Origin of the sequence: Bradyrhizobium sp. 2S1 (assembly GCF_011516625.5) — a bacterium.
Classification (GTDB): Bacteria; Pseudomonadota; Alphaproteobacteria; order Rhizobiales; family Xanthobacteraceae; genus Bradyrhizobium; species Bradyrhizobium septentrionale.
Genome location: NZ_CP147717.1, coordinates 8,197,434 through 8,210,775, shown reverse-complemented (window position 1 = coordinate 8,210,775; position 13,342 = coordinate 8,197,434). Strand labels below are relative to the sequence as shown.

At 63.0% G+C, this 13,342-nt stretch carries 9 protein-coding genes and 1 pseudogene; 7 read left to right on the top strand and 3 right to left on the bottom strand.

Going from position 1 to position 13,342, the window contains the following annotated elements:
* The first annotated feature begins 74 nt into the window (after positions 1-74).
* The 6 genes and pseudogenes from HAP54_RS38810 (at position 75) to HAP54_RS38785 (ending at position 9,014) form a co-directional block, all read left to right on the top strand.
* A pseudogene (locus HAP54_RS38810) lies at positions 75-826 on the top strand (IS5 family transposase).
* Positions 827-1,827: 1,001 nt separating this feature from the next.
* Positions 1,828-3,162: an IS1182 family transposase gene (locus HAP54_RS38805; protein WP_166296156.1), complete on the top strand. Its 1,335-nt coding sequence runs from the start codon at positions 1,828-1,830 to the stop codon at positions 3,160-3,162.
* Between the two features lie 98 nt (positions 3,163-3,260).
* A complete protein-coding gene (locus HAP54_RS38800) occupies positions 3,261-4,325 on the top strand; it encodes an IS630 family transposase (protein ID WP_166204319.1) in 1,065 nt (354 codons plus the stop codon).
* Between the two features lie 136 nt (positions 4,326-4,461).
* Positions 4,462-6,735, top strand: a complete 2,274-nt coding sequence (locus HAP54_RS38795; protein WP_248114383.1) for a PAS domain S-box protein — start codon at positions 4,462-4,464, stop codon at positions 6,733-6,735.
* Between the two features lie 62 nt (positions 6,736-6,797).
* Positions 6,798-7,856: a dipeptidase gene (locus tag HAP54_RS38790; RefSeq protein WP_166296153.1), complete on the top strand. Its 1,059-nt coding sequence runs from the start codon at positions 6,798-6,800 to the stop codon at positions 7,854-7,856.
* 12 nt (positions 7,857-7,868) lie between these two features.
* Positions 7,869-9,014, top strand: coding sequence for an ABC transporter substrate-binding protein (locus HAP54_RS38785; RefSeq protein ID WP_224741588.1), 1,146 nt, complete (start codon positions 7,869-7,871; stop codon positions 9,012-9,014).
* A 133-nt stretch (positions 9,015-9,147) separates the two neighbouring features.
* Here HAP54_RS38785 and HAP54_RS38780 read toward each other — a convergent pair whose 3' ends face one another.
* Together HAP54_RS38780 and HAP54_RS38775 are read right to left on the bottom strand one after the other, a co-directional pair.
* Positions 9,148-10,323 (bottom strand): ABC transporter substrate-binding protein, encoded by a 1,176-nt coding sequence (locus tag HAP54_RS38780; protein WP_166296150.1) that lies wholly within the window; start codon positions 10,321-10,323, stop codon positions 9,148-9,150.
* A 178-nt stretch (positions 10,324-10,501) separates the two neighbouring features.
* The gene (locus HAP54_RS38775) at positions 10,502-11,485 is read right to left on the bottom strand and encodes a GlxA family transcriptional regulator (RefSeq protein ID WP_166296147.1); all 984 of its coding nucleotides are present in this window, start codon (positions 11,483-11,485) and stop codon (positions 10,502-10,504) included.
* A 152-nt stretch (positions 11,486-11,637) separates the two neighbouring features.
* Here HAP54_RS38775 and HAP54_RS38770 point away from each other — a divergent pair, with 152 nt between their 5' ends.
* Entirely contained in the window at positions 11,638-11,901 is a 264-nt protein-coding gene (locus HAP54_RS38770) for a tautomerase family protein (RefSeq protein WP_166296144.1), read from the top strand.
* A 273-nt stretch (positions 11,902-12,174) separates the two neighbouring features.
* Here HAP54_RS38770 and HAP54_RS38765 read toward each other — a convergent pair.
* Positions 12,175-13,304 (bottom strand): IS3-like element ISRj2 family transposase gene (locus tag HAP54_RS38765; RefSeq protein ID WP_166204126.1). Its coding sequence is split into 2 segments (ribosomal slippage): positions 12,175-13,052 and positions 13,052-13,304, totalling 1,131 coding nucleotides; the frame shifts between segments, so codons are not numbered across the junction.
* Between the last annotated feature and the right edge of the window lie 38 nt (positions 13,305-13,342).

The following is a 13,342-nucleotide window of genomic DNA, read 5'->3' as shown; positions in this document are numbered from 1 at the left end:
TTAAGAACAGTAGGTACTAGGGCCTGTTTGGATTCCGGATTCTCATCCTGGCTTGGTTGTGATTCAAGCTTGGGATGGACCGATTCGTTTTGACTGATGCCCAATGGGCGAAGATGGAGCCGCTTTGTCTTGGCAAGCCGGGTGATCCCGGCCGGAGCGGCAATAACAACCGGCTGTTTGTCGAAGCCGTGCTGTGGATTGCGCGCACGGGCAGTCCGTGGCGCGATCTGCCGCGCGCCTTCGGCAACTGGATAACCGTGTACACGCGCTTCCGCGACTGGGCCAAGGCGGGCGTCTGGAAGCGCATGTTTGATGCGGTCTCGGACGAGCCGGACATGGAGTACGTCATGGTTGATGCCACCATCGTCAAAGTCCACCGCCACGGACAGGGCGCAAAAGGGGGACGCAAAACCAGGCGATCGGCCGCTCGAAAGGCGGAATGACCACCAAAATCCTGGCACTGACCGACGCGCTCGGCAATCTCCTGCGTTTCGTGCTGCTGCCAGGACAGCGCTTCGACACGGTCGGCGTCCCGCCGTTGATCGAAGGGCTGACCTTCGATGCGATGATCGCCGACAAGGCGTTCGACAGCAACGCCATCATTGCCGACCTCGACGCACGCGGCGCCAAGGTCGTCATCTCCCAGCACCCGCGGCGCGCAAAACCTCTCGCCATCGACGCGGAAATCTACAAATGGCGACATCTGATCGAAAATTTCTTCTGCAAGCTCAAGGAATTCAAGCGGATCGCCATGCGAGCCGACAAAACAGATATCAGCTTCGAAGCCATGATCAATCTCACCGCCGCTGTGATAAATTCAAGATGAATCCAAACAGGCCCTAGGCCAGGACGACGATGAGGATGGTTCTCGATTCAAGGCGTCACACCACGCGCTGTCATCACCCGCGCATGCGGGTGATCCAGTATTCCAGAGACGCCGGTGCTTGAGCCGGAAGGCCGCGGCGTACTGGATCGCCCGGTCAAGCCGGGCGATGACGGTTGTGGTGGGGACGCAGTTGCGCATTCTCGCGACGTGAATTGTCCGAGCCTTGCTCTTCGTTCCGCCCCCCCTTGATCAGAGGGCGCAGGGAAAGCCGGGTGCCGATCGCACCCATGGGCCCCGTGCAAAAGGTAGAAAGCACGGGGGTAGGACCACAGGTGTAACCGGAAACAATCCCGGCTTTCCCTGCGCGATGGGCTACGGCTTACTTCGTGCTCTCCCCGGCGAGACTGGGCTTGCTTGTCACCGTCTTCGCAACGCGCATCGCGCAATTCGAAAAGACACCTGCCGCTAGGGCGTCAGGACCACACGACTTCACCGTCCGCCTCATGCGCACTCGTCAGTCGCGCAATCGGCGTCCACCGCATCTCACACCACGTTCGTGACGACCGCGAAGCGCCCCTCGATCGGGTGAGACGAACAGCTCATACACTGAGTTGGGTATTCCGAGAAACAGAAATATTTTGGCTGCGCGGGATTGACAGGTTTTGCTGAGTTGCCCGTCGGGTTGTTTTGTCGCAGCCCGATCCCGCGGGACGGTTATTGGACACTTGTCAAGTTGAGGTAACCCGGGAGGGCATCTCCGTTGCCGCCTTTTGCCGATACAATGAAATTGCGTTCCAGATCGGAGCGCTGTGATTGGGACGGCTTCGGCGCCCGCCGCCCTAGCCCCGGAAGACGCGCCGGCGGCCGTCCCGATTGCGATGTTCGCGAGCCCCGATAGCACAACGCCGCCCGCTTAAAATCCATGCGGTCGGCGTCGGCCCTAGGAGCTTGTCTGGATAGTCGCTGTTCAAATCTGGTCGGGTCTGATTCAACATTGGGCGATGAGCAAGTATTTTCGGCCTTGGAACATCGATCAGACGCTGCTTCTGCCGCCGAATGTGCAGGACTTCGTGCCGAAAGGCCATGTCTCGCGGTTTATGGTTGATCTGGTGCGGGAGAGCCTCGATCTCAGGGAGATCATGGGCAGCTATGTGAGCGGGCTTGGGCAGCCGCCGTTTGATCCGCGGATGATGGTGGCGCTGCTGCTGCATAGCTATGCGAGTGGGCTGTATTCGTCGCGTCGGATTGCCAAGGCCTGCCGGGAGCGGAACGATTTTGTGATGATCGTGGCGCTGGATGCGCCGGATTTTCGGACGATCAGCGACTTTCGCAAGCGACATTTGAAGGCGCTCGGCGCGCTATTCGTGCAGGTTCTGAAGTTGTGCGAGACGGCCGGGCTGGTCAAGCTCGGTCATGTCGCGCTGGATGGTACGAAGATCAAGGCGAACGCGTCGAAACACAAGGCGATGAGTTATGAGCGCATGAAGAAGCGCGAGGCGGAATTGAAGGCCGAGGTCGCTCGCATGCTGGCGGCCGCCGAGGCGGCGGATGCCTCGGAGGATGAGACTTTCGGCAACAGCGACGAACTGCCGGACTGGACCGTCGACAAGCAGAAACGGCTGGCGAAGATCCAGCAAGCGATGGCGGCGCTGGAAGCGGACGCCAAACTGGCGGCGGAGGAAGAGCGCCGCATCGAGGCCGAAAAGGAACAGCAGCGCCAGGCCGAAGGCCGCAAGAAGCCGGGCAAACCGGCGGCGCTGCCATCGGAGGAACCCAATCCCAAGGCGCAACGCAACTTCACCGATCCGGAAAGCCGCATCATGAAGTCGAAGGATGGCTTCGTTCAGGCCTATAATGCCCAGGCGGCCGTCGATGCACATGCCCAGATCATTGTCGCGCAAGAACTGACCCAGCACGGCCTCGATCAGGGCCAGTTGGTGCCCCTGATCGAGGCCATCGAGAGCAATCTTGGCCGCAAGCCGCGGCAGGCCTCAGCGGATTCCGGCTACTGCAGCGAAGCCAATCTCGAAGCGCTCGACACACGCAGCATCGATGGCTATGTCGCGCCCGGACGCGCCAAGCACCCGACAGTAGCGAACGGAAAAGTCGGCGGCCCGCTGACACAGGCCATGCGAAAGAAGATCGACGATGGCGGCTTCGAAACACCCTACCGATTGCGAAAGCAAGTGGTGGAGCCGGTGTTCGGGCAGATCAAACAGGCAAGAGGCTTCCGCCAGTTCCTGTTGCGGGGCATCGAGAAAGTGCGCGCCGAGTGGACAATGATCTGCACCGTCCATAACCTCCTCAAGCTGTTCAACCTCGCAAACGCAGCCTGAGCCTGCTACTCTACAACAAATGCCCGTCACGAAAACATATCTGGACGGGCTCCTAGTACCTACTGTTCTTAAAGCGTGAGTCGTGATTCAAGGTCGGGATGATACCCGAAGCAAGAGAAGTCCACCTTTCGAGGAAAGATCGCAAGGTGCTTGAGGCGTGTTGCCGCTCCCCGGTGACGTTGCAGCGCGATTTGAAGCGGGCGCGGATAGTTCTGTTGGCGGCGGATGGACGCAGCACTCGGTCGATCGCCAAGGAAGTTGGGGTCCAGCCGCGGATTGTCAGCCTTTGGCGGCATCGCTATGCCGACCAAGGCCTTGAAGGGCTGCAAGACAAGCCGCGACCGGGCAAGCAGCCAATCTATACGAAGGCCACCGACAAGCGGATTCTGAAGCTGCTGGACAAGCCGCCGCCGGACGGGTTCGCACGCTGGACCGGGCCCCTGCTGGCCGGGGCGCTGGGCGATGTTGACGTCCAATATGTCTGGCGGTTCCTGCGCAGCCACAAGATTGACCTCGCGGCTCGTAAGTCCTGGTGTGAGAGCAACGACCCGAACTTTACGGCCAAAGCCGCCGATGTTGTCGGCCTCTATGTCGCCCCGCCCGCGAAGGCCATTGTGCTGTGCGTGGACGAGAAGCCCTCGATCCAGGCTTTGGAGCGAGCGCAGGGTTATCTGAAGTTGCCCAATGGCCGCGCCTTGACCGGCCAGAGCCACGATTACAAGCGGCATGGCACCACAACATTGTTTGCGGCGCTCGAAGTCGCCACCGGAAAGATCATCGCGGCGCATTCAAAACGCCGACGCCGCGTCGAGTTTCTCGACTTCATGAACAGCGTCACCGCGGCTTTTCCGAACCGGAAGCTTCACGTCATCCTCGACAACCTCAACACCCACAAGAAGAACGAGCATTGGCTCAAGGCCCACCCCAACGTGCAATTTCATTTCACGCCGACAAGTGCGTCTTGGCTCAATCAGGTCGAGGTATGGTTTTCGATCTTGCAGGGGCAGTCGCTCAGCGGCACCTCCTTCACAAGCCTCACGCAGCTTCAGGAGCACATCGATGCCTACGTCAACGCATACAACGACAGAGCCGAGCCCTTCGTCTGGACCAAGAAAAAGGTCCGTCAACGCCGTTTCAAAGGCCGCCGTATCACTCAGCTCTGATTCTGGGTACTAGCCACCGGATATTGCCCCGGCGCCGACAATCCTTTCCGGATACCGTTTTTCCTTTTCCATTTTCCGGTGCAGCCGACACGATGAGTTGGTCGTGATGAATTTGTCGGGCCGTCTGGCGATGGGGATGATGCTTCCCGTCGTCGCGCTCCTGCTTGCGCTGGGCTTCATCCATGGCGTCACCTGGCCCGGCATTCTGCTCGCCGGCGGCGCGATTGTGGTGGTGTTGATGACTGCTGAGATGATTGCGAGGTCGCTGTCCGGAACGCCTGCCCAGCTGGTGCGGGCGGCGGAAGCGCCGTCGCGCGGCGAGCAGGCTCCGAAACGCGCAGCCGACAGCGACGAGGCCGCCGAGCTCGCCGCCACGCTTGCCGAACTGTCGGCGCAATTGGGCAGCAGGCAGCACCTGCTCGAGAAGACCGTCGAGAGCATCCGCGATCCGGTGGTGGTCGCCGATGAGCACGGGATGGTCGTGATCGCCAACGCCGCGGCGCGGCGGCTGTACAGTGTCGAACCCGGTTTTGACACCCTGACCGGCGTTCGCACCTTCCAGAACTATTATCCCGACGGCACGACCGTGATGCCGATCGCGGACACGCCGATGGCGCGCGCGCTGCGCGGCAATGACGTCGACGATTTCGAGCTGATCGTAAGGCCCCAGGCGCCGGATCCGGAGGTCTGCCTCGTCGCCAATGCGCGGCCGCTGCGCGACGATACCGGCAATCTGCGCGGCGCGGTCGCCGTGCTGCACGATGTCACCGCGCAACGGCGGGCGCACCAGGCCCTGGTCGAGGGCGAGCAGATGGCGCAGGCCATCATCAGGACCGCGCTCGATGCCTTCGTCCAGACCGACCAGGACGGCATCATTCTCGACTGGAGCCCGCAGGCCGAGGCGCTGACCGGCTGGACGCGGTCCGAGGCGGTCGGTTACCGCGTGGTCGAACTGGTGTTTCCGGAGGAGCTTCGCCTCGCGCACCGGCAGCGGATCACCCGCTTCCTGCAGGAGACCGCGGCCGGCGGCATGGGCATGCGCTATGAAACCGCGTCCGTGCACCGCGACGGCCACCGGTTCTATGTCGAGGTGTCGCTCAATGCGCTGCGCCGCGGCGACGGCTGGATCATCAATTCCTTTGTCAGGGACGTGACCCAGCGCCGGATCGCCGAGGAGCAGTTGATCCAGGCGCAGAAGACGGAATCGCTCGGGCGGTTGACCGGCGGCATCGCGCACGACTTCAACAACATGCTGACCGTGATCACCGGCACGATCGAGATCCTCGCCGACGGGGTCAAGGACAACCCGCAGCTTGCCGCGATCGCCAAGCTGATCAGCGATGCCGCCGATCGCGGCGCGCAGCTCACCTCGAGCCTGCTGGCATTCGCGCGCAAGCAACCGCTGCAGCCGGCCGAGACCGACGTCAACGACCTGGTCGGCGAGGTGGTGCGGCTATTGTCGCAGACGCTGGGTTCGCAGACCGAGATCAGGACGGAGCTCGGCCGCGACGCCTGGCTCGCCTTTGTCGACCGCGGTCAGCTCGGCGCGGCGCTGGTCAATCTCGCCATCAATGCGCGCGATGCGATGCCTGATGGCGGCACGCTGACCTTTGCGACCCGCAACATCCAGCTCGGGATTCCCGAGGCGGTGGCGCACGGCGTCGAGCGCGCCGGCGACCATCTCGTGATCGAGGTGATCGACACCGGGGTCGGGATTTCGCCGTCGCATCTGGAGAAGATCTTCGATCCGTTCTTCTCCACCAAGGAGGTCGGGCAGGGCACCGGGCTCGGGCTCAGCATGGTGTTCGGCTTCGTCAAGCAGAGCGGCGGCGGGATCGAGGTCAGGAGCGAGCAGGGGCGCGGCACCAACTTCAGGATCTATCTGCCCAAGGCCGACGGCATCGCGCAGCGCGCGGCCGAGCAGGACGATCTGTCGGTCAAGGGCGGCAACGAGACGATCCTGTGTGTCGAGGACGACCCCACGATCCGCGACTACGTCACGGGCCAGCTCGAAAGCCTCGGTTACAAGGTGCTGGTCGCGGCGAATGCGGACGCCGCGCTCGCGATCGTCAACCGTGGCACTGCGTTCGATCTTCTGTTCACCGACATTGTGATGCACGGCAGCATGAACGGCCGGCAATTGGCTGATACGCTGATGGCCGGGCGTCCGGCACTGCGGGTGCTGTTCACCTCGGGCTACAGCGATGGCGTGCTGCCGGCCCAACAGGGCCGTGGCGGTCACGGCATTCCACTGCTGACAAAACCCTATCGGCGCAGCGAGCTGGCGCGGATGCTGCGGCGCTGCCTCGACCTTCAGGTCGACTTCCAGGGCGATCCGGTTCCGCAGCCTTACTCCGTGCAGCCCGATCTTGAACGCTTCCTGCGCGAGAATCCGCCGGACAAGAAATAGGGTGTGGACTCGTCAGCGTTGCCGTAGCCTGAGCGAGGCAAGTTGGACGAGGGGGCAGCACGGTGCAGGCAAGCGGCAAGGTTGCGATCTTCGATGGCCACAATGATGCCGTTCAACACCTCGCCGAATACCGGGAAGGCGGGCGCGATTTTCTGATGCGCTCGGAGGAAGGCCACCTCGACCTGCCGCGTGCGCGCGAAGGTGGCATGATCGGCGGTCTGTTCGCGATGTTCGCCGGGGCGGAACATCCACGAGAGGGCGGTTTCACGCGAACGGCTGACGGATACGAGGTCCGTCTTGCGGACCCGCTCGATCCGGCTTACGCGCGCCGCACCATCAATGCGCAATTGAGTGCGCTGGAGACCATGGTGGCCCGCGCCGGCGGAAACATCCGATGGGCGCGAACCGTGGATGAGATCGAGGCGGCGCGCGAAGATGCCGCGTTCGCGATCGTGTTGCATCTGGAGGGCGCTGAAGCGATCGGCGCCGATCTGGACGGGCTGGAGCAGCTCTACGCCCGCGGCCTGCGTTCTCTCGGCCCGGTCTGGAGTCGCCCCAATATCTTCGGCCATGGCGTGCCGTTCGCCTTTCCGCGCTCTCCCGACACCGGTCCCGGTTTGACGGACGCGGGGAAATCGCTTGTGAAGGCCTGCAACCAGCTCGGCGTCATGGTCGACGTGTCTCACCTCAACGAGCGCGGCTTCTGGGACGTCGCTGCAATCAGCACCGCGCCCATCGTGGCGACCCACGCCTGCGCGCATGCGATCTGCCGCGCGACGCGCAACCTGACCGACCGGCAGCTCGACGCGGTCAAGGCGTCAGGCGGCCTCGTGGGTTTCAACTTCAGTGTGTCCGAAGTGCGCCCGGACGCGCAGCGTGATCCGGACATCCCAATCGCGACGGTGGTCGACCACCTCAGCTACTTGGTTGAACGGATGGGCGACGACCATGTTGCGCTGGGGTCCGACTTCGATGGCGCGCTCGTGCCCCTCCCGGTCAGGGATGCCAGTCATCTGCCGAACCTGATCCAGGCCCTGCGCGCGCACGGGTTCGATGACGCCACAATGCGCAAGATCGCCTTCGACAATTGGATGCGGGTGTTCCGCCAAAGCTGGCGATGAAAACCGCTGCACATGTCCATCGATCATGATCTATCATCGCTGCACAACAACGGCGCGGCCGGTCAACGGCCCGATCTCAGGGAGCATGGAATGCAGGACCGCAAATGGTCGAGACGCGACTGGCTCAAGGTGACGGCGGCGACCGCGGCCGGCATGGCGTTCGCCGAACCGCTACGGGCCGCCGCGCCTCCGGCCGAGGCGGTGACGCCGGAGCTGATCGCAGCCGCCAAGAAGGAAGGCAAGATCTCGTTCTACAGCGCGCTTGAGCTCAACACGGCCGAGCGTCTCGCGCGCGACTTCGAGCAGAAATATCCAGGCATCAGCGTCCGCGTCGAGCGCTCCGGCGCGGAGCGGATTTTCCAGCGCATCGCGCAGGAGCAGGGCAGCGGCATCAATGCCGTCGACGTCGCCAACTCCACCGATCCCGCCCATTACCTCGACTGGAAGAAGAACGACTGGCTCGCCGCCTATGTGCCGGAAGAGGTCGCCAGGCATTTTCCAGCCGACCAGATCGATCCCGACGGCACGTCAGCGACATCCTGCGCCTGGTTCGAGGTGATCGGCTACAACACCGAGCAGGTGAAGCGCGAGGAGGCGCCGAAGAGCTACGCCGACCTGCTCGATCCGAAATGGCGCGGCAAGATCGTCAAGGGCCACCCGGGCTATTCCGGCGCGATCATGACCGCGACCTTCGTCTTGGCGCGCGATCTCGGCTGGCCCTATCTGGAAAAGCTCGCGCAGCAGCGAGTGATGCAGGTGCAGTCGGCGGCCGATCCGCCGAAGAAGATCCTGCTCGGCGAGCGCGCCGTCATGGCCGACGGCAACGACTATAATCTTGTTCTGGCCAAGGATCAGGGCAAGCCGGTCGAGGTGATCTATCCGACTGAGGGCGCGCCGCTGATCATCGTGCCGAGCGGCATCTTCAAGAACGCGCCGAACCCGAATGCGGCGCGGCTGTTCCAGAGCTATGTCTTCAGCGCCGAGACCCAGCAGCTGCTGGCCGACGAGTTCGCGCACCGCTCGTTCCACGGCAAGGTGAAGGAAAAGGCCGGCCACGTGCCGCTCGGCAAGCTCAAGATGCTCAAGGCCGATCCGGCCCAGGTGCAGGCGCAGAGCGAGGAGATCAAGGCAAGGTACGCGAAGCTGTTCCGGGTGTAGTTCGATGGCCCACAACGGCCTGATCCGTCATCCCCAGGGAGCGCGCATCGCGCGCGTCTCGATGCACGGCCACTGTCGGGCCGTCGGCCTTCGAGACGGCCGCTTTGCGGCCTGCAGTGGGCGCTGCGGACCGCTAACCTCCGACTTCTGCGCTGAGCATGGGCCCGAACAGCTCCCATCTCTCGTCCTTGAATCGTCTGAGCTGCATCTGCTTGATCAGCGCGAAATCGATCGGACTGGTGTTCATCGTGATGCCCGGCAGCAGGTTGGCGGTCCTGAAGTCCTTCAGGTTGGCTGCCTGCTTCATCACGTTCTCGCGCGTGAGATCGTCCCCGCACTGCTTGAGCACCTGCGCCAATGTCTGGGCGGCATTGTAACCTGTCACCACCAGGCTATCCGCCCGGTTGCCCTCGGGGAAGTATTTGGCGAGGAATTCGTCGAACGCCTTCATGCCGGGAGCCGCCCTCCATTGCGGATCGAGCGGGTCCATCAGATAGGCGACCGAAACGATCCCCTGCGCGTTCTCGAAGCCGGCAGGCTGGATCACGGCACCGATCGAGGCACTGATTGAGTTGAGGATGTGTAACGGCTTCCAGCCGATCTCGGCCACCTTCTTGATGGCCTGCGCTGCGAATTTCGGCGTCGCGATGTCGACGAATACATCAGCATTCAGCGATTTCATCTTGACGATATGCGTGTCGATGGTCGGCTCGGCTATCTCGTAGGCATCCTCGGCGACGATCATCGACGCCGCCTTGTCGCCGAGGCCGTCCTTCAGGCCCTTGAGGTAGTCCTTTCCATAATCGTCGTTCTGGTAGAGGATCGCGATCCTGCCGCCCGGCTTTTCCTTCAGGATGTGCTTGGCGTAAATTCGTCCCTCGCTCTGATAGCTGGGCTGCCAGCCCATGGTCCAGGGGAAGTTCAGCGGATCGTTCCACTTGGTCGCTCCGGACTGGACAAATAGCTGCGGCACCTTCTTTGCGTTCATGTACTTCTGAATGGCGCTGTTGGATGCCGTGCCGAGTGGGGCGAAGATCAGCAAGACCTCGTCGCCTTCGACCAGCTTGCGCGCCTGCTCGACCGCTTTCGGCGGACTGTAGCCGTCGTCATAGGAAATGAAGTTGATCTTGCGGCCATTGGTGCCATAGGCGGATGCCGGCCCGCTGTAAGGCATGATGTTGCCGATCTTGATTTCAGTGTCGGTTGCGCCGGTGTCGTATTTCTTCTGGGCAAATGCGCCGCCTGCGCCGGCAGCGAGGATGATGATGACGGTCGAAAGCGCCGCCATTCGTCGTGCGACGAAAGACATCTCGTTTCTCCCCATGCATAAATGAATGTGTCTGTTTTTATCGGAGACTGCTTTGAGTCCTTGTTGCCAGTGAACACCCGACCCCGATTATTGTCGATCCCGAAGCGCCAGCCGGTGCGCCGGTTCGCGTCGTTTCATTGGGTTCGTCAGTGTTGCTGACCGTAGTCTTCCGGGATTGCTACGGTTGCGCCGCGCGCATCGATCGCTGCGCGCGGTAGGCCTGAGGCGAGGTCAGCGTGAGCTTGCGGAAGGCTTTGCGAAAGCTGCTCTCGTCCTCATAGCCGGTGGTGCGGGCGATGGACTTGATCGGCTGCGTCGTCGTCTCCAGCAGCGTGCGGGCGTGCTCGACGCGGCGGCGCATGATGAAGGCCTGCGGCGGCTCGTGGGTCAGCTCGCGGAAGCGCCGGTTCAGCGTGCGTTCGCTGAGGCCCAGCGCATGCGCGAGGCCGCGCACCGTGATCGGCGCCTTGCCGGTGCGGCGCACCAGCATGTCCGCCTTCATCAGCAGCGGGTCCTGCGCGAGCATGTAGCCGAGCGGCATGAAGATCGCTTGCGTGCGCTGCGCGGTGTCGATCACGGCATAGTCGGCGCAGACCTTTGCGACCTCCGGGCCCTCGACGATCTCGATCAGCCGCAGCAGCAGATCGACCCAGGACATCGGGCCGGCGGCGCAGACCAGCCGATCGGCCTGGGTGAGGACGGCATCGCTGGCGAGATCGACCCTGGGATGGCGGCGGCGGAGCTCGCTCTGCAGCCACCAGGTGATGGTGGCACGGCGGCCGTCGAGCAGGCCGGCATTGGCGAGCAGTAGCACGCCGCTGCAGAACGCGCCGATCAACTTGCCGCCGGCATGCTGCTGGCGCAGCCAGGCGCCGGCGCGGTCATATTGCGGCTGCAGGCGCTCGGCGGTCAGATGATCGACCAGGCTGCCCGGCACGATGATCGCGTCGCAGGACGTCCGCCCGCTGACGGCGCCGTCGACCGCGAGCAGCTTGCCGCCGCCCGCGCGCACCGCCTTGCCGTCGAGCGAGAGCGTCTGCCAGGTGAAGCGCGCCTTGCTACCGCGCAGCTGCATCACATGGTTGGCGAGGGTGAGGATGTCGGCGATGCCGGCGACCGCCGACTGCATGCAGCCTTCCAAGGTGAGGATCGTAAGCTTCATGGGACCTCCTGAAATTGCCGTCATCCTAGCCGATCGGCGCAATCGGGCTGCGGCAGATATTGCCCGATCTCTGTCCGATCGGCCACTGCCTGATTGAGCCCTGCCGGTCCATCTTGGTTGCGTCGTCACCACCTCAGCAATGGAGAGAGACCATGCCTTACGTCACCATTTCCACCGTCCGCGGCATCTTCGACGTCGCGCAGAAGAAAGTGCTGCTCGAGCGCGTCACCGACCTGATGGTCGAGGTCGAGGGCCAGGGCAACCCTGACTTCCGCCGCAACGTCTGGGTCAAGATCGAGGAAGGCGAGCCGGCGAGCTGGTCGCTCGGCGGCATGATCCCGACACCGGACATGATCGCGGGCACCTTCGGCGCGCTCGACGCCGGCGGGCGCAGGATCGCCAAGGCGAGGGTGTAACCGCCGGGACTGGGACAAAAGGCGCTTCCGCCGGAAGCGCCTTTTGCACGCGCCGCCGGGAGATCGACGCTGGCGCTACGCAGCAGGCCCGCTCGCACCGATCGCGGCCGCGGCGCGTTCGGCGATGAGAGCTGGCGCCGGTTGTTTGGACAGCGCCCCGCGGGATTTAAGTGGATTCCTGCCGGGTTATGCTGAACGCGGGGCCTTACGATTTTGTCGTTGCGTCGGGAGGGCGTAGCCCGACCAGAGCGACGACAAAATCGTCGGCGACGGTCATGCGGCCATCACCATAGCTTGCGTGCCGAAGTAAGCCTCGTCGGGCGTGCGCCCGTCAAGGCTCGAGTGAGGGCGTCCCTGATTGTAGAAGGCCAGATACTTGGCAATTGACGCTCGCGCCTCGGACACGCTGTCGTAGGCGCGGAGATAAACTTCTTCGTATTTGACCGTGCGCCAGAGCCGCTCGACAAACACGTTGTCGCGCCAGGCGCCCTTGCCGTCCATGCTGATGGCGATCTTCGCGTCCAGCAGCACATCGGTGAACTCGAGGCTGGTGAACTGGCTGCCCTGGTCCGTGTTGAAAATCTCGGGCCTGCCGTGCTTCGCCAACGCCTCCTGGACCGCTTCGACGCAGAAGGCCGCCTCCATTGTGATCGAGACGCGATGGGCCAGGACCCGTCGGCTGAACACATCGACGACCGCCGCGAGATAGACGAAGCCACGCCGCATCGGAATGTAGGTGATGTCCATTGCCCACGCCTGGTCGGGCCGCTCGATCTTCAATCCGCGCAACAGGTACGGGTAGATCTTGTGACCCGGTGCCGGCTTACTCGTGTTCGGGCGACGATAGACCGCCTCGATCCCCATGCGCTTCATCAGCGTCGCGATGTGGCGGCGACCGGCGTATACGCCCTCCCGCCGCAGCAACGATCGCTGCATACGCGCTCCCGCGAAGGGATAATCGAGATGCAGCTCATCGAGCCGACGCATCAAGGCAAGGTCCTCGGCCGAAACTGGCCGAGGTTCATAGTAGACCGTGCTGCGAGCCAGCTTCAGGACCTTCGCCTGGCGCACGATAGAAAGATCATGACCGCGGTCGATCATCGCTTTGCGCTCAGCAGGCCCGCCTTGGTGAGCGCGCCGGACAAAAAATCGTTTTCCAACGCCAGCTCGCCGATCTTGGCATGTAACGCCTTCAAATCGACCGGCGTCTCGGCCGACGCCTTGTCATGCCCAAACACGCCGGCGGCGCCTTCCAGGAGCTGGTTTTTCCAGATCGTGATCTGGTTCGGATGAACATCAAACAGTTGCGCCAGCTCCGCCAGCGTCTTGTCGCCTTTGACCGCAGCCAAAGCAACCTTCGCCTTGAATGCCGGAGAATGCATCCGGCGGCTCTTCTTCGTCATCTTCGCTCCTGATTCGCGGCAAGAATCCTCGCCGCTGT

Coding starts and splice junctions, on each gene's coding strand:
- HAP54_RS38770 (WP_166296144.1), top strand. CDS start 11,638: ATGCCTTACGTCACCATTTCCACCGTCCGCGGCATCTTCGACGTCGCG.
- HAP54_RS38785 (WP_224741588.1), top strand. CDS start 7,869: ATGTCCATCGATCATGATCTATCATCGCTGCACAACAACGGCGCGGCC.
- HAP54_RS38795 (WP_248114383.1), top strand. CDS start 4,462: ATGATGCTTCCCGTCGTCGCGCTCCTGCTTGCGCTGGGCTTCATCCAT.
- HAP54_RS38780 (WP_166296150.1), bottom strand. CDS start 10,323: ATGTCTTTCGTCGCACGACGAATGGCGGCGCTTTCGACCGTCATCATC.
- HAP54_RS38805 (WP_166296156.1), top strand. CDS start 1,828: ATGAGCAAGTATTTTCGGCCTTGGAACATCGATCAGACGCTGCTTCTG.
- HAP54_RS38800 (WP_166204319.1), top strand. CDS start 3,261: ATGATACCCGAAGCAAGAGAAGTCCACCTTTCGAGGAAAGATCGCAAG.
- HAP54_RS38775 (WP_166296147.1), bottom strand. CDS start 11,485: ATGAAGCTTACGATCCTCACCTTGGAAGGCTGCATGCAGTCGGCGGTC.